Origin of the sequence: Streptomyces luteogriseus (genome assembly GCF_014205055.1) — a bacterium.
Taxonomy (GTDB): domain Bacteria; phylum Actinomycetota; class Actinomycetes; order Streptomycetales; family Streptomycetaceae; genus Streptomyces; species Streptomyces luteogriseus.
This window is the reverse complement of the sequence record NZ_JACHMS010000001.1, coordinates 2,642,126-2,659,663: the sequence shown is the minus strand read 5'-3', so window position 1 is coordinate 2,659,663 and position 17,538 is coordinate 2,642,126. Positions and strand designations below refer to the sequence as shown.

The following is a 17,538-nucleotide window of genomic DNA, read 5'->3' as shown; positions in this document are numbered from 1 at the left end:
AACGGCGCGAGAACCACCCACGACCCGCGGCCGCGATACGACCCCAGGCTCCGATCTCTCGCGCGGGCTTAAGCTAGGGCACCGTCGAGGCGTTGTACGAAGGGGCGGTAAAGGTGAGCGCGAGCGGCACGGCCGCGGCCGGACAGGTCGAGCACATGCTGCGCCAGGTCACGCCCGGGCGTTACGACGCCTACGAGGCACTCCTGCGCGCGCTCGCGACCCCGCACACCGGCCAGATCTGGATGCTCCTGTGGCACGGGCAGGCCGGCTCCCCCGACGCCCAGTACGGGAACATGGACGTCGACGGTCACGGCTACGCCCCCTGCGTGACCTCCGCCCAGGAGCTGTCCGCCAGCGGCTGGAACCGGTCGTACGAGGTGATCGACGGCGTCGACGTCGCCCGGGCCCTCTACCCCGACCACTTCGGACTCTGGCTCAACCCGCACGCCCCCGGCGGCGGCGTCGGCATCCCCTGGCTCGACCTGCGCCGGATCGCCACGGGCCTGGACCGCCAGCCCGCCGGCCCCCTGCGCCTGTCCGAACCCGCCATCGAGGTCCCGCAGTTCTACGCCCTGCTCGCGCAGAACGCCCACCGCACCCCGGCCGTCCGCTCGCTGCGCCGGGTCTGGGTGCAGCCCGCGCTGGGGGCGCCGTACCTCGCCATCGGACTGGATGTGTACGACACCTCGCCGCCGGCCGTGGACTCCGTGCGCGCGATGATGCAGCAGTCCCTCGGCGCCGTACCGGACGGACTCCCCGTGTCGACCGTCGCCATGTCCGACGAGCACGACCCGGTGGCCATGTGGCTGCGCGCGAACGCCCGCCCGTTCTACGACCGCGAGGCCCATGCCACCGCCCCCGTCCAGGCGCCGGTCTCCGGCTACGGATACCCTCCGGCGCAGGGCCGGTACTGACCGGCTCGAAGTCGCCCCCGGAGTCCTTCCCGCGTCACCCGCCGAACGCGACAACCGCTCAGCTCTCCGCGCGTAGATAGGGGCGAAAAGCGGCAGGTTGTCCTAAAATTCCCCTGTCTTGGCGCGTCCGACCCCCGCTACCCGTTGTCCGGATAACGGAACCCCGCAGACAGCATCACGTTTACGCATCCTTTCACCGCCAAGTCTGGCAACAGATCGCCAAAGCGTTGAAGACTCCCCGCAAGACACGGGCCGGGTCGGTCTTGTGTACGAGACAAACAAAACCGCTACAGCGGCAGCCAGGGGCTCGGCGATCGCCGGCCCGAGAGGGGTCAATCGCACCGTGACCGCACCGATCGAGACCACGGGGGCGGAAGCCGGAGCACAGCCCGAGGCAGTGCTCTCCGGGGTCAAGAAGAGCCAGATCGAAGGGCGCTCGCTCACCCAGATCGCCTGGATGCGCTTCAAGCGGGACAAGGTGGCGATGGCGGGCGGCGTCGTCGTCATCCTGCTCACGCTGCTGGCGGTGTTCTCCAAGCCGATCCAGTGGATCTTCAACCTCGATCCCAACAAGTTCAACCAGGACCTCATCGACCCGGCGCTGCTCGCTCCCAAGGGCGGCTGGGGAGGAATGAGTTGGGACCACCCGCTCGGCGTGGACCCCCAGTACGGCCGGGACATGCTCGCCCGCATCATCGACGGCTCCTGGGTCTCCCTCCTGGTCGCGGGCGGCGCCACGCTGCTGTCCGTGTGCATCGGCACCGTGCTCGGTGTCGTCGCCGGGTACTACGGCGGCTGGATCGACAGTGTGATCAGCAGGCTCATGGACACGTTCCTGGCCTTCCCTCTGCTGCTGTTCGCGATCTCGATCTCCGCCTCCGTGCAGGACGGGTTCTTCGGCCTCGAAGGCCTGAACCTGCGCATCAGTGTGCTGATCTTCGTGATCGGCTTCTTCAGCTGGCCGTACATCGGCCGCATCGTGCGCGCCCAGACGATGACCCTGCGCAAGCGGGAGTTCATCGAGGCCGCCACAAGCCTCGGGGCACGCGGCCCGTACGTCCTGTTCCGGGAACTGCTCCCGAACCTCGTCGCACCGATCCTCGTCTACTCGACGCTGATCATCCCGACGAACATCCTGTTCGAGGCCGCGCTGAGCTTCCTCGGCGTCGGTATCGCTCCGCCGCAGGCCTCCTGGGGCGGCATGCTCAGCAACGCTGTGGATCTCTACACGGCTGATCCGCAGTACATGTTCGTGCCCGGACTGGCGATCTTCATCACCGTCCTGGCCTTCAACCTGCTGGGTGACGGGCTGCGTGACGCCCTCGACCCTCGCAGCAAGTGATCCATCGAATGAGGGAGCTTCCTCAGGTGAAGACGAGAAGGGTGACCGCCGGCGTTGCGTCGGTCCTGGCACTGTCGCTGGGTGCTGCCGCGTGCGGCGGCGGAGGTGACGACAACGACGGGGGAGGCAACGGCAAGAAGGACGCCGCGCTGAACTCGATCGTCAACGCGTCGGACAAGAAGGGAGGCACGGCCACGTACGAGCACTCGGACGTGCCGGACTCCCTCGACCCGGGCAACACGTACTACGGCTGGGTCCAGAACTTCTCCCGCCTCTACGGCAGGACGCTCACCACGTTCAAGCCGGCGGCGGGCAAGGCAGGCCTGGAGGTCGTGCCGGACCTCGCCGAAGGACTCGGCAAGTCCAGCCCGGACGCCAAGACCTGGACGTACAAGCTGCGTGCGGGTGTGAAGTTCCAGGACGGCACCCCGGTGACGTCCAAGGACGTCAAGTACGCCATCGAGCGCTCCAACTTCGCGCCCGAGGCACTGTCCAACGGCCCGACGTACTTCAAGGCGTACCTGGAGGGCGGCGACAAGTACAAGGGCCCGTACAAGGACAAGGCCGCCGAGGGCCTGAAGTCCATCGAGACGCCGGACGACCGGACGATCGTCTTCAAGCTGAAGCAGCCGTTCGCCGACTTCGACTACCTCGCGACGTTCTCGCAGACGGCCCCCGTGCCGCAGGCGAAGGACACCGGTGCGAAGTACGTCCAGGCCATCCAGTCCACCGGCCCGTACCAGTTCCAGTCCTACGAGGAGGGCCGCGGCGCCACCCTCGTGCGCAACAAGCAGTGGGACGCCAAGACGGACCCGATCCGCAAGGCCCTGCCGGACAAGATCACGATCAAGTTCAAGGTCAACCCGGTCACGGTCGACAACAACCTGCTCTCCGACAAGATCACGGCTGACGCGGCCGGCACGGGTGTGCAGCCGCAGACCCAGCCGAAGGTGCTGCGCGGCAAGTACGCCAACCAGACGGACAGCTCCTACGCGGGCGCCACGCAGTACATCGCGCTCAACGTGAACGTGAAGCCGTTCGACAACGCCGACTGCCGCAAGGCCGTTCAGTGGGGCCTCGACAAGCAGTCGGTGCTCGACGCCATGGGCGGTTCGCCGAAGGGCGACGTGGCGACCACGCTGCTGCCGCCGTCGGTGAACGGCTACACCAAGTTCGACACCTACGCGACCGACGGTCACAAGGGTGACGTGGCCAAGGCCAAGGCGGCCCTGAAGGCGTGCGGCAAGCCGAACGGCTTCAACACGATCCTGACGGCCCGCTCCGACCGCCCCGCCGAGATCGCCGCGGCGACCGCCATCCAGGCGTCGCTGAAGAAGATCGGCATCAACATCGAGATCAAGCAGTTCCCCTCCGGCAAGTACTTCTCGAACTTCGCCGGTGTCCCGAGCTACGTCCACGACAACAAGCTCGGCATGCTCTCGATGGCCTGGGGTGCCGACTGGCCGACCGGCTACGGCTTCCTCGACCAGATCGTCAACGGCGCCGCCATCAAGCCCTCGGGCGGCAACAACCTGATGGAGCTGGACGACCCGAAGATCAACAAGGCCCTGACGGACGCGATCGCCAACACCGACGACGCGGCCCGCACCAAGGCCTGGGGTGACATCGACAAGATGGTCCTCGACAACGCCTCGGTCGTCCCGCTGGTCTACCGCAAGAACCTGCTGCTCCGGCCGACGTCCGCGACGAACGTCACGGTCACGCAGGCCTACCTCGGCATGTACGACTACCTGCTGATGAGCTCCTCGAAGTAATTCAGCAGGCCGGATCCTTTCGAAAGGCAGGTGAAGGCACCGGGTGGCCGCGGCGGACGACCCCGCCGCGGCCACCCGGGGCCGTACAGCTGTGGCTGCGTACATCCTCCGACGCGTCATGGGCGCAGTGCTGTTGCTGCTGGTGGTCAGCGCAGTCACCTTCGCCATCTTCTTCCTGGTCCCCCGCATCGGCGGGCAGACGGCCGACCAGTTGGCCACCCAGTACGTGGGCAAGGACGCGAACCCCGCTTCCGTCGCCGCGATCAAGGAAAACCTTGGGCTGGACCAGCCGGTCTACGTGCAGTACTGGGAATTCATCAAGGGCCTCGTGGTGGGTGCCGACTACAAGTTCGGTCCCGACGCGACGCACTGCAGCGCACCCTGCTTCGGGTACTCCTTCAAGAGCCACATCGAGGTGTGGCCGCAGTTGGAGCAGCGGATCCCCGTCTCCTTCTCGCTGGCCATCGGTGCGGCGGTGATCTGGCTGGTCACCGGCGTGACGACCGGCGTCATCTCGGCACTGCGCAAGGGCAAGCCGATCGACCGCTTCTCCATGTTCATCGCGCTCGCCGGCGTCTCGCTGCCGATCTTCTTCACCGGCCAGATCCTGCTCGCGCTCTTCGTCTACGAGATCCCGGTCTGGGAGAGCATCGACTACGTCCCGTTCACGGACAACCCGGCCGAATGGGCCTGGCACCTGATGCTGCCCTGGATCAGCCTCGCGTTCCTCTTCTCCGCGCTCTACGCCCGGCTCACCCGGGCGGGCATGCTGGAGACGATGAGCGAGGACTACATCAGAACGGCCAGGGCCAAGGGTCTCAAGGAGACCACGGTCGTGGCCAAGCACGGCCTGCGCTCCGCGCTCACCCCGATCGTCACCATCTTCGGCATGGACTTCGGCACCCTGGTCGGCACCGCGGTGCTCACCGAGACCGTGTTCTCCCTCCAGGGCATCGGCGCCTACTCCGTCCAGGCCATCAAGGACAACGACCTGCCCATCGTGATGGGCGTGACCCTGGTCGCCGCGTTCTTCATCGTCTTCTGCAATCTGATCGTCGACCTGGTGTACGCCGCCATCGACCCCCGGGTGAGGTACTCGTGAGCAAGCTCGACAAAGCCGCGCTCGGCGAACCGGACACCACCGCCGCGTCCGTCCCGGACGACGTGTTCCTGTCCGTCCGTGATCTGCGCATCCACTTCGACACCGACGACGGCCTGGTCAAGTCCGTCGACGGCGTCAGCTTCGACGTGCGCAAGGGCAAGACCCTGGGCATCGTGGGCGAGTCCGGCTCCGGCAAGTCGGTCACCTCGCTCGGCGTGATGGGCCTGCACCGCTCGGCCCGCGCCAGGGTCTCCGGCGAGGTCTGGCTGGACGGCCAGGAGCTGATCGGGGCCGACCCCGACGAGGTACGGCGGCTGCGCGGCCGGAAGATGGCCATGATCTTCCAGGACCCGCTGTCGGCGATGCACCCCTACTACACGGTGGGGCAGCAGATCGTCGAGGCGTACCGCGTCCACCACGACGTCAGCAAGAAGGTCGCCAAGCAGCGGGCGATAGAGATGCTCGACCGGGTCGGCATCCCCGAGCCCGCCAAGCGCGTCGACGGCTACCCGCACGAGTTCTCCGGCGGTATGCGTCAGCGCGCCATGATCGCCATGGCGCTGGTGAACAACCCCGAGCTGCTCATCGCCGACGAGCCGACCACCGCCCTGGACGTCACCGTGCAGGCGCAGATCCTCGATCTGATCCATGATCTGCAGAAGGAGTTCGGCTCCGCGGTCATCATGATCACCCACGACCTGGGTGTGGTCGCCGAGATGGCCGACGACCTGCTGGTCATGTACGGCGGCCGGTGCGTGGAGCGCGGCCCCGCCGAAGGCGTCTTCTCCGAGCCCCGTCACCCCTACACCTGGGGCCTGCTCGGCTCGATGCCGCGCATGGACCGCGAGGAGACGGACCGGCTCATCCCGATCAAGGGCGCGCCGCCCTCCCTCATCAACCTCCCGTCCGGCTGCGCCTTCAACCCGCGCTGCCCGTACGCGGACATCCCGAAGGACAACGTCACCCGCACGGTCCGCCCCGAGCTGACCGAGGTCGGCGGCTCGCACTGGGCCGCCTGCCACATGACGCAGGAGCAGCGGGAGCGTATCTGGACCGAAGAGATTGCGCCGAAGCTGTGAGCGACGACAAAACGGTGAGCACACCGGACACCAGCGGGAGCACCCTCACCAAGGGCACCACCGCCGACGGCGAGGTCCTGCTGAAGGTGAGCGGCCTTCAGAAGCACTTCCCGATCCGCAAGGGCCTGCTCCAGCGGCAGACCGGCGCGGTGCGTGCCGTCGACGGCATCGACTTCGAGGTGCGCAGGGGCGAGACGCTCGGCGTCGTCGGCGAGTCGGGCTGCGGCAAGTCGACCATGGGCCGGCTGATCACCCGGCTGCTGGAACCGACCGGCGGCTCGGTCGAGTTCGAGGGCCAGGACATCACGCACCTGAAGACCGGCGAGCTGCGCCCCATGCGCCGCGACGTGCAGATGATCTTCCAGGACCCGTACTCCTCGCTGAACCCCCGCCACACGATCGGCACGATCGTCGGCGCCCCCTTCCGGCTCCAGGGCGTCGAGCCCGAGGGCGGTGTGAAGAAGGAGGTGCAGCGGCTGCTGTCGGTGGTCGGCCTCAACCCCGAGCACTACAACCGCTACCCGCACGAGTTCTCCGGCGGCCAGCGCCAGCGCATCGGCATCGCCCGCGCGCTCGCGCTCAACCCCAAGCTGGTCGTGGCGGACGAGCCGGTCTCCGCGCTGGACGTGTCGATCCAGGCTCAGGTGGTGAACCTGCTGGACGACCTCCAGGACGAGCTGGGTCTGACGTATGTGATCATCGCGCACGACCTGTCGGTCGTCCGGCACGTGTCGGACCGGATCGCGGTGATGTACCTCGGCAAGATCGTCGAGCTGGCCGAGCGCGACCAGCTGTACAAGTCGCCGATGCACCCGTACTCCAAGGCCCTGCTGTCGGCCGTGCCGGTGCCGGACCCCAAGCGCCGGGGCGCCAAGAGCGAGCGCATCCTGCTCAAGGGCGACGTGCCCTCGCCGATCGCCCCGCCGAGCGGTTGCCGCTTCCACACCCGGTGCTGGAAGGCGACGGAGATCTGCAAGACGACCGAGCCGCCGCTCAAGGAGCTGCGGGCCGGGCAGCAGGTCGCCTGTCACCACCCGGAGAACTTCGCGGACCAGCAGCCGCAGGACACCAAGCTGCTGTCGTCGGCGCACGAGGCCGCCGCCGAGAGCACCGTGGCGAAGACCGCGGGGAACGACACCGCGACCGTCGAGAAGTGAGTCACCCCGAGCCCCCGCCCTCGTACATCAGGGCGGGGGCTCACCCGTGGGTGAAAATGGCCGGGTGCTCCAGCAACTCTTCAGCCCCTCCGTCCAGCACACGCTCGACCTGATCGGCATCTTCGTCTTCGCGATCTCCGGCGCCCTGCTGGCCGTGCGCAAGAACTTCGACGTGTTCGGCATGGCCGTCCTCGCCGAGGTCACCGCGCTGGGCGGAGGGCTGTTCCGGGACCTGGTCATCGGGGCCGTACCGCCCGCCGCCTTCACGGACCTGGGGTACTTCCTCACCCCGCTGCTCGCCACCCTCCTGGTCTTCTTCCTGCATCCCCAGGTGGAGCGCATCCAGGGCGCGGTGAACGTCTTCGACGCGGCCGGCCTCGGCCTGTTCTGCGTGGCCGGCACGATCAAGGCGTACGAGTACGGGCTCGGCCTGACCGCCTCGGCCGGACTCGGGCTGACCACCGCCGTGGGGGGCGGTGTGCTGCGGGACGTCCTCGCCAACGAGGTGCCCTCGCTGCTGCGGTGGGACCGCGACCTGTACGCGGTCCCGGCGATCGTCGGCTCCGCCCTGGCCGCCCTGTGCATCCGCTACGACGCCCTGAACCCGTTCACCAGCGGTCTCGCGGTGATCACCGCCTTCGTACTGCGCCTGCTCGCGATGCGGTACCACTGGCGAGCTCCGCGGGCGTGGCACCGCCGGTCGACCGTGAGCGAGGAGGAGCAGCCCGTCCTGCCGTGACAGGGCGCAGGCCCATCTCCTGGGTCAGCCATCGGAACACCGGGACCACCTGCGGCCGCCACAGCGCCATGTTGTGGCCGCCCGCGCTCTTCGGGATGTACACGACGTGCACGGTCGTCGGGGCCTTCGCGGTCTGCTCCAGGGCCACGGCGGCCTCGTAGCCGTCGTGCGGCTGGCCGGAGAGGTACAGCGCGATCCGGGGCGGGACGGGCGACCTGCGCAGCATCAGGCAGGGGTTGTTCGCGGCGCGCAGGGCGGGACTCTGCGCGGTGAGGGAGTCGCGTTCGCCGATGGGGTCGTTGTAGCCGGACAGGCTGACGGCGGCCCGGTAGCGGTCGGGGTGGGCGACGGCGAGCCGGGCCGCGCAGTGCGCCCCGGCCGAGTAGCCGGCGACGGCCCAGCCCCGCGGGGCTGGCTGGGCGCGGAAGTTGTCCGTGACCATCTTCGGCACGTCGACGCTCAGCCAGGTGTCGGCGTTGACCGCGCCCGTGATGTTGGCGCAGCCGGTGTCCACGCCGGCCAGCAGGTTGGTGCGGGGGGCGACCAGGATGAACGGGGCGACCTGCCCGCTGCGCATCAGCGGTTCCAGCTGCTCGTGCGCGTGCAGCGAGCCGAACCACGCCTTCGCCGAACCGGGGTAGCCGGGCAGCAGTTCCACCACCGGGAACGTGTGGTGCCGGTAGGCCGGTTCGCCGTACTGCGGCGGCAGCCAGACGTAGACCTCGGCGTTCACCCCCGACACCCGGCCCCTGAGCTGGGTCACCCGCACCCCGCCGGCCGCGCCCGTCCCGGGCCCGCCGGCCGGCTCGAAGGTCTGCCGCACCCTGGGCAGCCGCCGGAGCGCGATCCCGCCGGTGCCGTCGGCGCCCAGGTTCGCCGCCTGCTGCACATGGTCGCCGGTGCCGAGCAGGTCGGCCCAGTTGTCGTAGAGGTTGTTGGCGTTGTTGACCAGCGTGAAGACCAGGGCCACGGCCGTCCCCTGCGCGAACAGCAGCATCAGCGCCCGGGCCGCGGCACGCAGGGCCCTGGGTCCGCGGATGCGCGACCAGAGGACCAGAGGCAGGACGAGGGCGGCCACGGAGAGTACGACCAGTGTGCAGAGGAACGGCGTCCCGGTGAGGCTCATGCCCCTGTAGAGGACGCGCAGGGCCTTGGGGTTTACGGACGAGTCGGACACTTACCGAGAAATTGCCCGTGTCTCACCAAGGCGCGACCCTGGCCCCGAGCAGGAAAGCTACCGCTTAGTAGTGAGTTCTTGTACTGTTCAGCCATGCCAGAAGCAGCCACCGCCCCGGCCGCCCGGGCCACGATCGGCGACAGCGAGTTCGACCGCGACACCGCGCTCACCCGCCGCGCGCCGGGCGTCTACGACATCGACCTCTCGGCCGGCTGGACGATCATCAGCGCCGTCAACGGCGGCTATCTGCTGGCCGTCCTGGGCCGCGCCCTCGCGGACGCCCTGCCGCACGCCGACCCCTTCACGATCTCGGCGCACTACCTGACCGCGTCCCAGCCCGGCCCCGCCGTCGTCCGCACGGACGTCGTCCGCACCGGCCGCACCCTGTCGACCGGCCAGGCCTCCCTCTTCCAGTACGACGACGAGGGCCGCGAGGTGGAACGCATCCGCGTCCTCGCCTCCTACGGTGACCTGGACACCCTGCCTGACGACGTCCGTACGTCGGCCCAACCGCCCGCGATTCCGCCGCTGGAGCACTGCTTCGGCCCGGAGGACGGACCCGCCCCGGTCGACGGCAGCTCGGCCATCACCGACCGGCTGATGCTCAAGCTCGACCCGTCGACCCTGGGCTGGGCCCTCGGGCAGCCCTCCGGCAAGGGCGAGATGCGTGCCTGGTTCGGCCTCGCGGACGGGCGCGACCCCGACCCGCTCTCCCTGCTGCTCGCGGTGGACGCCCTGCCGCCCACCGCGTTCGAGATCGGGCTGAAGGGCTGGGTGCCGACCGTCGAGCTGACCGTGCACGTGCGCTGCCGCCCGGCGCCGGGCCCGCTGCGGGTGTCGATCACCACGCGCAACCTCGCCGGCGGCTTCCTGGAGGAGGACGCCGAGGTGTGGGACGGCGCGGACCGGCTGGTCGCACAGTCCCGGCAGCTGGCCCGGGTCCGGCTGGGCTGAACTCTGCCGGCGGGCAGTCGCGGGAAGAGCGGCAGGCGCAATGGGGGCGGCGGCACAGTAGGGGCAGTGGCGCTGTAGGAACAGCAGGCGTATCGAAGGCCCGCCCGGGCACGGCAGGGGCGGCGCGTCCGGGTAACGGGCGCGCCGCCCCTGTGCGTTGTCACGAGGGTGGATCCGGCGTACGAGGGTGTCAATCCAGCCAGTGATGGCGGCCGAGGCCGATCAGCCGCATCTGGCGGGCCGCCAGCTGTGCGACCTGCCGGGTCCGCTCCGGGCGCTCCTCCTCCGGCCCCTCCAGGGCTTCCAGGAACAGTGACGCCGTGCTCAGCATCTGGTCGACGTAGAGGTGGGCGAGCATCAGCAGGTCGTCCTCGCTCCAGCCCTCGGACACCGGGTCCTTGGCCAGCTCCTCCTTGACCTCGTGGGCGAACCGGGCCAGTTGGTCCCGTATCGCCTCGCGGACCGGCTGGACTCCGCCATGCCGTTCACGGGCGATGAAGCGGACGTGGGCGGGGTACCCGTCGACATGACGGGCGATCAGTTCGATGGCGCGCGTGACGCGTTCCTCGTGGTCGCCGGTCGCGGACACCGTCGTCCGGATCATCGGGTGCAGGCTCCCCAGCGCCTCCTCGACCAGGGCCACGCCCAGATCCGCCGTGGAGCGGAAGTGGCGGTAGAAGGCGGTCGGGGCGACACCGACGGCGCGAGTGACCTCGCGCAGTCCCAGGCTGCTCAGGCTCTGCTCCTCCAGCAGCGCCAGGGCCGCGTCCAGGAGTGCCTGCCGGGTCTTCTGCTTCTGGGCCTGCCGGATGCCGAGGGTGTGACTCATACCATGCAGTTAACAACTGTTCTCTGGAATTGAAAAGTCATGAGAGCCGTTAGACTGGGAAGTCAGTGAACAACTGTAACTACAACCGTTCACCGAAATCTTGGGGGCTGTTACCCGTGCTGTTCATCGTCGCCGCGCTCCTGCTGCTGGGTGTCGTCCTGGGCACCGTCGCGCACGCGCCGCTCACCTTCTCCGTCGCCGTCGGCGCCGTCATCGCCGTCTGGCTCGGCATCTTCGCGCTCCGCGAGCGTGGTCGCCGGCGCCACACGCAGGCCCACTGACGCCGACCCCGTCCACCGTCCCCTCGATCCGACTTCGGGAGTCGATCACCATGCAGCTCACCGCCCCGGCCTCGCGCCGCACCGGCATTCGTGACACCGACGGCATGGCCGTCGCGTCCTTCATCCTCGGCCTCCTCGGCCTGCTCGTGCTCAACCTCTTCCTCGGCCCGATCGCCATCGTGCTGGCGAGCGTCGCCCTGTGGCGCGGCACCGAGCGCCGCGGCCGCGCGCTGCTGGGCCTGGGTCTGGGCGTCGCCGACCTGCTGGTCCTCGCGGCCTTCATGGAGTTCGACAGCACGATCTCGTGGAGCTTCTGAGCCGCCGTCGGACAGCCGTCCGCCGGTACGCCGCGGCCGGGCCCGGGGACGACGGGCCGTCGCCGCGCCGCGAGGCGGTTCATGTTCGTCCAGCCTTGATCTGAGGCCGGTCGAAGGGGAGCCGTAGAATCGGGCTCACCATGGCTTACCTCGACCACGCCGCGACCACCCCGATGCTCCCGGAGGCGGCAGAGGCGCTCACCGCCCAGCTGGGTGCCACCGGCAACGCGTCCTCCCTCCACGCATCCGGCAGGCAGGCCCGCCGCACCGTCGAGGAGGCCCGCGAGACCCTCGCCGAAGCCCTCGGCGCCCGCCCCAGCGAGGTCGTCTTCACCTCGGGCGGCACGGAGGCCGACAACCTGGCCGTCAAGGGCCTTTACTGGTCCCGCCGTGACGCAGACCCGGCCCGCACCCGCGTCCTCGCCAGCCCCGTCGAGCACCACGCGGTCCTCGACGCCGTGCACTGGCTCGGCGAACACGAGGGCGCCACCGTCGAGTACCTGCCGGTCGACTCCCACGGCCGCGTCCACCCGGAAACCCTGCGCGAGGCCATCGCCCGCAACCCCGACGACGTGGCCCTCGCCACCGTCATGTGGGCGAACAACGAGATCGGGACGATCCTGCCCGTGCGTGAACTCGCCGACGTGGCAGCCGAGTTCGCCGTCCCACTGCACGCGGACGCCGTCCAGGCCTTCGGTCAGATCCCCGTGGACTTCGCCGCCTCCGGCCTCGCCGCGATGACCGTCTCCGGCCACAAGATCGGCGGCCCCTACGGCATCGGCGCACTGATCCTCGGCCGTGAGCACACCCCCGTACCGGTCCTGCACGGCGGTGGCCAGGAGCGCCATGTGCGCTCCGGCACCCTCGACGTGCCCGCCGTCGCCTCCTTCGCCGTCGCCGGGCGGCTGGCCGCCGAACAGCGCGAGTGGTTCGCCCTCGAGATCGGCACCCTGCGCGACTCCCTCGTCAGCGCGGTCCGCTCGGCCGTCCCGGACGCGATCCTCGGCGGCGACCCGGATCCGGAGGGCCGCCTTCCGGCCAACGCGCACTTCACCTTCCCCGGCTGCGAGGGCGACTCCCTGCTGCTTCTGCTCGACGCCCAGGGCATCGAGTGCTCCACCGGCTCCGCCTGCACCGCCGGCGTCGCCCAGCCCAGCCACGTCCTCCTCGCCACCGGCACGGACCCCGACCTGGCCCGCGGCACCCTGCGCTTCTCTCTCGGCCACACCTCCACCGAGGCCGACGTCGAGGCCCTGGCGAAGGCCATCGGCCCGGCGGTGGAACGGGCGAGGGCGGCGGGGCTGACCTGAGGACTGGTCAGTCGGACACCGGCCGCGACGGCTTCTGCCCGCCACCCGCCGCCGGGGTGACGGTGGCCACCGGCGCCGTGATCGCGCGGAGCACGGACTGCTGGGGCGCGATGCTCTGCGGCGGCGGGAATTTGGCCGCCAGGCCTTTCAACAGCCGGATGTAGGCGGCCCGTTGAGGCGCACGGGGCTCCGAACGGCCCGCTTCCCACGCACTCACGGTCTCCCTGCGCACCCCCAGTGTGTGGGCCACGCGCTCCTGGCTGAGACTGCCGGCCTCACGCAGCCGTTTGCGCTCGGCGGGCTCGGGCAGCCCGTCCGTCGGCGAAGCCTCTTCCAGCAGTGCGTCGACTGCGGCGAACAAGGCTCTCCCCTGATCCTCGGACACGCTGGTCACCTCCCCTTTTCATTGCTCGAAGCATATCGAAACGCACTTTGAAACGCTTGCTGAATCGCAAGCTGGAACGCACGCATTCCGCACATGGGGCGAACGTCCCCGCTTTGCCGGGGCGCCTGCAGGAGGAAGACGCGCTGATGCCCTGAACTGGGGTTTTGATCGGCAGGTTGGGTGATCGGCACCTCCAGCGCCCCTGACCCCCCCTCGGTGGCATCTGTAGGACAAGGATAATTTTCGGGGGTTCGGCTTGTCGTCTTCCGCAGAAGAGCTCTCACGGGGCGCGACGTTAACGTGAGCGTTGCGCGCACGTTCCTCACGGGTCGCGCACGCTCCCCGCCTGCGGGTACCGCCTGCCCTCCGGAACGGAACATGCCATGCCTTCGCACGCGCTGGCCGCTGCCGCTACCGCGCCCGTGTATCTCACGGCCGTTGTCACGGCGGGCCTCGGGCTCCTCGCTCTGGCGGTCAACCTCGTCCTGCGCAAGCTCAAGCAGCGCCGTCAGGACCTTGCCGGTCCGCTTCAGGCGCTGATCGCCCTGTTCGCACTGCTCAGAGTTCTGGACACCAGGCCCACGACCGCCAAGGACCTGGAACTGATCCAGGAGCACGTCGCCGTCCTCGAAGGCGCCGTCCTCAGGCGGAAAAGGCTCGGCAAGATCCTCGACGAGGTCGTCCGCCTCGCCGGTGAGTACCGGGCCATCGAATTACCGGAGGTCGGCCATCGCCTCCCGGCAGGTCTGAGCGCCAGCGCCTTGTACGAGCGCTCGCGCAGGCAGGGCACCGTCGCGCGAGAGCTCCAGGCCGCCGTCGTCGCCGCGACAGAACGGATCGAGCGGATGCACCGCCGCTGATCTCTTGCCGGCTCACGCTCGTGATCACCGCTCTGTCGCGCCCGTGATCGCCGCAAGATCAAGGCCGTGATCACCGCAGGCTCAAGGCTGTGATCACCACAAGCTCAAGTCCGCGATCACCACAAGCTCAAGTACGCGATCACCGCAGGCTCGAGGCCGTGATCGCCGCAGGCTCAAGTCCGCGTCGAACGTGCCTCGCGCACCAACCGCATGTACTTCTCCCAGTCCCAGTGCCGCCCCGGATCCGTGTGGTCCGTGCCCGGGACCTCCACGTGGCCGATGATGTGCTCGCGGTCGACGGGTATGTCGTAGCGAGCGCAGATCCGGGCCGTGAGACGGGCGGAGGCCTCGTACATCTTGTCCGTGAGGTCCTGCGGGCGGTCCACGAAACCCTCGTGCTCGATGCCGACACTGCGTTCGTTGTAGTCGCGGTTGCCCGCGTGGTAGGCCACGTCCAGCTCGCGGATCATCTGCGTGACGTGTCCGTCCTGACGGACGATGTAGTGCGCCGCCGCCTTGTGGCCCGGGTCCTGGAACGCCTTCACCGCGCTGTCGAAGCTCCCCTGGGTGACATGGATGACCACCATGTCTATCCCGTAGTCGTCGGGCCGGTCCGCGCGCCGCCAGTTCGCGTCCGACGCCGCCACCCAGCGCGCGCCCGCGTAGTCGACCTCGCCCTCCTTGCGGGGCTTCTCGACGCCCGGAGCGCGCCACCACAGGCGCGCCAGCTCGTCCCGGGCGAGCACGGCGGAACCCGCCGCGGCCACCGTCCCGCCGATCAGCAGCGCGCGGCGGCCGACCTTCCGGTCACCGTCCTTCGAAGCCTTCCGCTCTCCCATGTGATCGTCAACGGATACCCGGCGGTCCTGGTTCCCGCGCCCCCTTACCCTGGAAGGGTTATGACTGACACCCCGCAGCGCCCCCGCCCCCTCCGCGTCCTGGCCGCCATGTCCGGCGGAGTCGATTCCGCCGTCGCCGCCGCCCGCGCGGCCGAAGCGGGCCACGATGTGACCGGCGTCCACCTCGCGCTCTCCGCCAACCCGCAATCCTTCCGGACGGGCGCGCGCGGCTGCTGCACCATCGAGGACTCACGCGACGCCCGCCGCGCCGCGGACGTCATCGGCATCCCGTTCTACGTGTGGGACCTCGCCGACCGCTTCCGCGAGGACGTCGTCGAGGACTTCGTCGCCGAGTACGAGGCCGGCCGCACCCCCAACCCGTGCCTGCGCTGCAACGAGAAGATCAAGTTCGCCGCCCTCCTGGACAAGGCGCTCGCGCTGGGCTTCGACGCGGTCTGCACGGGCCACTACGCCCAGGTGATCGTCCGCGAGGACGGCACCCGCGAGCTGCACCGCGCCTCCGACATGGCCAAGGACCAGTCGTACGTCCTCGGCGTGCTGGACGACCGGCAGCTCGCCCACGCGATGTTCCCGCTCGGCGACACCCTCACCACCAAGGACGAGATCCGCGCGGAGGCCGAGCGCCGGGGCCTGGCCGTGGCCAAGAAGCCCGACTCGCACGACATCTGCTTCATCGCCGACGGCGACACCCAGGGCTTCCTCGCGAACCGGCTCGGCCGCTCCGAGGGCGACATCGTCGACGAGTCGGGCAACCGGCTCGGCACGCACGAGGGCGCGTACGGCTTCACCATCGGCCAGCGCAAGGGTCTGCGCATCGGCACCCCCGCCCCCGACGGCAAGCCGCGCTACGTGCTCGACATCTCGCCGGTGGACAACACGGTGACCGTGGGCCCGGCGTCCGCCCTGGACGTCACCGCCCTCACCGCCGTGAAGCCCCGCTGGTGCGGCGCCGCCCCCACCGGCCCCGGTACCTACACGGCCCAGCTGCGCGCCCACGGCGGCGAGACCGAGGTGAGCGCCGAGGTCGTCGACGGCTCCCTGGAAGTCACCTTCACCGAGCCCGTCCGCGGTGTCGCCCCCGGCCAGGCGATCGTGCTGTACGACGGCACACGCGTGGTGGGCTCGGCGACGATCGCGTCGACGACCAGGGCGACGGCCGGCGTGGCCTGATCCCGCCGCGGAACCCGGCGGGCCCGGGGGCGGGCTCCACGCGCGCGTGCCCCCGCGCCCCCGGGCTCAGTCCCGGCTGAAGAACTCCGTGAGCACCGGCGCCAACACGTTCGGCTCCACCATGTGCGTCTGCCCCTGGAGCGTGCGGTACGTACCCTCGGGGACCGTGTCCGCGATCGCCCGGGCCGCCTCGCGCAGCCACGCGGGACTCGCGTCGCCCGCGACCGCCAGGACGGGAACACCGACCGAGCCCAGCCGGGAGCGCGGGACCCGGCCGTCGCGCATCACGGCGTCGTCGTAGGCGAGGCTCGCGGCCATCGTCTCCATGCCGGCCCACATGGGGGACTGGCGGGCGCCCTGGATCACCCCCTCGGCCAGGCCGGTCAGCCGCAGGAACAGTTCGACCGCGTCCCCGCGCCGCCCCTCACCGAGCGCCTCCGTCAGCCGCTCCGTGTACGCCGCACGCTCCTTGGCGCCCTCCTCGGACATCGCGAACGGCGTCTCGTACACCGCCACGCGCCGTACCGGCAGCCCGCTCGCCGCCGCCTCCAGCGCCAGCGCCCCGCCCGAGGAGATGCCGTACAGGAGCGCTTCGCCGCCCACCGCCTCGATCACCGCGGCCAGGTCCTCGACCTCACGCTCCACCGCGTACGGCGCGGTGTCCGCGCTGGCGCCGCGGCCCCGGCGGTCGTACACCACGGCCTGGAAACGCTCCGAGAGCGACACGGCGAGCGGCGCCAGAGTGCCGCCCGTCGACATCGCGCCGCTCACCAGGACGACCGCGGGACCGCGGCCGGTGCTCTCGTACGCGATGCGGGTGCCGTCGCGCGAAAGGATCTTCTTGTCCATGCTCATGCAGACTGCCGCACGCCGCGGTGTTCATCGATGAAGCGTGCGGCGCGTCAGCCGATCAGAAAACTTCCACCTCGTAGAAGCACAGGTGGTCCTTGATCTCGGCGACGTCCGGCTTGGGGTCCGGATACGCCCAGACGAGGTCCGCCGCCTCCGGCCGCGACCAGTAGGAGGCGGTGCCTTTGAACGGGCAGTACGTCTGGGTATCGGACGGCGTCAGCAGGTCCAGGCGTACGTCCTCGGGCGGGATGTAGTACCGCTCGGGACAGCCCGTCTCGCGCAGCACCAGCGCCCGGTCGCTCTCCGCCAGCACCTGCCCTGCGTGCACCACGCGCACGTGCCCGCCGCCGCGCTCGACGGTGATGCGATGCCCTCTGGTCACGATCGCCCCTCCTCGGGTAGCCGACTTGTGAGGTACAGCGCAGGCTGAAGCGG

Annotated in this window: 19 protein-coding genes; 13 read left to right on the top strand and 6 right to left on the bottom strand. The window is 69.8% G+C overall.

Going from position 1 to position 17,538, the window contains the following annotated elements:
• The first annotated feature begins 113 nt into the window (after positions 1-113).
• The 7 genes from BJ965_RS11570 to BJ965_RS11540 all read left to right on the top strand — a co-directional run bounded on the left by BJ965_RS11570 (position 114) and on the right by BJ965_RS11540 (position 8,108).
• On the top strand, positions 114-914 hold the full coding sequence (locus BJ965_RS11570) for an enhanced serine sensitivity protein SseB C-terminal domain-containing protein (RefSeq protein WP_184908576.1): 801 nt from the start codon (positions 114-116) through the stop codon (positions 912-914).
• A gap of 343 nt (positions 915-1,257) precedes the next feature.
• Positions 1,258-2,256: an ABC transporter permease gene (locus BJ965_RS11565; protein ID WP_184908575.1), complete on the top strand. Its 999-nt coding sequence runs from the start codon at positions 1,258-1,260 to the stop codon at positions 2,254-2,256.
• A gap of 8 nt (positions 2,257-2,264) precedes the next feature.
• Positions 2,265-4,031, top strand: a complete 1,767-nt coding sequence (locus BJ965_RS11560; RefSeq protein ID WP_184908574.1) for an ABC transporter substrate-binding protein — start codon at positions 2,265-2,267, stop codon at positions 4,029-4,031.
• Between the two features lie 91 nt (positions 4,032-4,122).
• Complete coding sequence (locus BJ965_RS11555) at positions 4,123-5,133, top strand: ABC transporter permease (protein ID WP_184908573.1); 1,011 nt, start codon at positions 4,123-4,125, stop codon at positions 5,131-5,133.
• The gene (locus BJ965_RS11550) at positions 5,130-6,212 is read left to right on the top strand and encodes an ABC transporter ATP-binding protein (RefSeq protein WP_184908572.1); all 1,083 of its coding nucleotides are present in this window, start codon (positions 5,130-5,132) and stop codon (positions 6,210-6,212) included. Before BJ965_RS11555 ends, BJ965_RS11550 begins: the two co-directional genes overlap by 4 nt.
• The gene (locus BJ965_RS11545; RefSeq protein WP_313666814.1) at positions 6,209-7,369 is read left to right on the top strand and encodes an ABC transporter ATP-binding protein; all 1,161 of its coding nucleotides are present in this window, start codon (positions 6,209-6,211) and stop codon (positions 7,367-7,369) included. The genes BJ965_RS11550 and BJ965_RS11545 overlap by 4 nt, the downstream gene beginning before the upstream one ends.
• Before the next feature lie 64 nt (positions 7,370-7,433).
• Complete coding sequence (locus BJ965_RS11540) at positions 7,434-8,108, top strand: trimeric intracellular cation channel family protein (RefSeq protein WP_184908571.1); 675 nt, start codon at positions 7,434-7,436, stop codon at positions 8,106-8,108.
• Here BJ965_RS11540 and BJ965_RS11535 read toward each other — a convergent pair.
• Positions 7,999-9,234 (bottom strand): alpha/beta hydrolase, encoded by a 1,236-nt coding sequence (locus tag BJ965_RS11535; RefSeq protein WP_184917066.1) that lies wholly within the window; start codon positions 9,232-9,234, stop codon positions 7,999-8,001. The two genes, BJ965_RS11540 and BJ965_RS11535, sit on opposite strands and share 110 nt — an antisense overlap.
• Before the next feature lie 144 nt (positions 9,235-9,378).
• Here BJ965_RS11535 and BJ965_RS11530 point away from each other — a divergent pair, with 144 nt between their 5' ends.
• On the top strand, positions 9,379-10,239 hold the full coding sequence (locus BJ965_RS11530; protein ID WP_184908570.1) for a thioesterase family protein: 861 nt from the start codon (positions 9,379-9,381) through the stop codon (positions 10,237-10,239).
• Positions 10,240-10,429: 190 nt separating this feature from the next.
• Here the strand turns inward: BJ965_RS11530 and BJ965_RS11525 are convergent, their stop codons facing one another.
• Positions 10,430-11,068 carry a TetR family transcriptional regulator gene (locus BJ965_RS11525; RefSeq protein ID WP_184908569.1) on the bottom strand — a complete coding sequence of 213 codons (639 nt, stop codon included), beginning with the start codon at positions 11,066-11,068 and terminating at the stop codon, positions 10,430-10,432.
• Between the two features lie 116 nt (positions 11,069-11,184).
• Here BJ965_RS11525 and BJ965_RS11520 point away from each other — a divergent pair, with 116 nt between their 5' ends.
• The 3 genes from BJ965_RS11520 to BJ965_RS11510 all read left to right on the top strand — a co-directional run bounded on the left by BJ965_RS11520 (position 11,185) and on the right by BJ965_RS11510 (position 12,976).
• Positions 11,185-11,349 carry a hypothetical protein gene (locus tag BJ965_RS11520; protein ID WP_031103608.1) on the top strand — a complete coding sequence of 55 codons (165 nt, stop codon included), beginning with the start codon at positions 11,185-11,187 and terminating at the stop codon, positions 11,347-11,349.
• A 50-nt stretch (positions 11,350-11,399) separates the two neighbouring features.
• A complete protein-coding gene (locus tag BJ965_RS11515; RefSeq protein ID WP_031103607.1) occupies positions 11,400-11,666 on the top strand; it encodes a hypothetical protein in 267 nt (88 codons plus the stop codon).
• A 140-nt stretch (positions 11,667-11,806) separates the two neighbouring features.
• Positions 11,807-12,976 carry a cysteine desulfurase family protein gene (locus BJ965_RS11510; protein ID WP_184908568.1) on the top strand — a complete coding sequence of 390 codons (1,170 nt, stop codon included), beginning with the start codon at positions 11,807-11,809 and terminating at the stop codon, positions 12,974-12,976.
• A gap of 7 nt (positions 12,977-12,983) precedes the next feature.
• Here the strand turns inward: BJ965_RS11510 and BJ965_RS11505 are convergent, their stop codons facing one another.
• Positions 12,984-13,361, bottom strand: a complete 378-nt coding sequence (locus BJ965_RS11505; protein WP_184908567.1) for a helix-turn-helix transcriptional regulator — start codon at positions 13,359-13,361, stop codon at positions 12,984-12,986.
• A 383-nt stretch (positions 13,362-13,744) separates the two neighbouring features.
• Here BJ965_RS11505 and BJ965_RS11500 point away from each other — a divergent pair, with 383 nt between their 5' ends.
• A complete protein-coding gene (locus BJ965_RS11500) occupies positions 13,745-14,221 on the top strand; it encodes a hypothetical protein (protein ID WP_184908566.1) in 477 nt (158 codons plus the stop codon).
• Positions 14,222-14,394: 173 nt separating this feature from the next.
• Here BJ965_RS11500 and BJ965_RS11495 read toward each other — a convergent pair whose 3' ends face one another.
• Positions 14,395-15,060, bottom strand: a complete 666-nt coding sequence (locus BJ965_RS11495; RefSeq protein WP_184908565.1) for an N-acetylmuramoyl-L-alanine amidase — start codon at positions 15,058-15,060, stop codon at positions 14,395-14,397.
• Positions 15,061-15,120: 60 nt separating this feature from the next.
• Here BJ965_RS11495 and mnmA point away from each other — a divergent pair, with 60 nt between their 5' ends.
• On the top strand, positions 15,121-16,251 hold the full coding sequence (gene mnmA, locus BJ965_RS11490; protein ID WP_184908564.1) for a tRNA 2-thiouridine(34) synthase MnmA: 1,131 nt from the start codon (positions 15,121-15,123) through the stop codon (positions 16,249-16,251).
• Positions 16,252-16,317: 66 nt separating this feature from the next.
• On the opposite strand, the gene BJ965_RS11485 is transcribed toward mnmA, so the two are convergent.
• Both BJ965_RS11485 and BJ965_RS11480 read right to left on the bottom strand, forming a co-directional pair.
• The gene (locus tag BJ965_RS11485; RefSeq protein WP_184908563.1) at positions 16,318-17,100 is read right to left on the bottom strand and encodes an alpha/beta fold hydrolase; all 783 of its coding nucleotides are present in this window, start codon (positions 17,098-17,100) and stop codon (positions 16,318-16,320) included.
• A 61-nt stretch (positions 17,101-17,161) separates the two neighbouring features.
• Entirely contained in the window at positions 17,162-17,485 is a 324-nt protein-coding gene (locus tag BJ965_RS11480; protein WP_184908562.1) for a DUF427 domain-containing protein, read from the bottom strand.
• Positions 17,486-17,538: the final 53 nt, after the last annotated feature.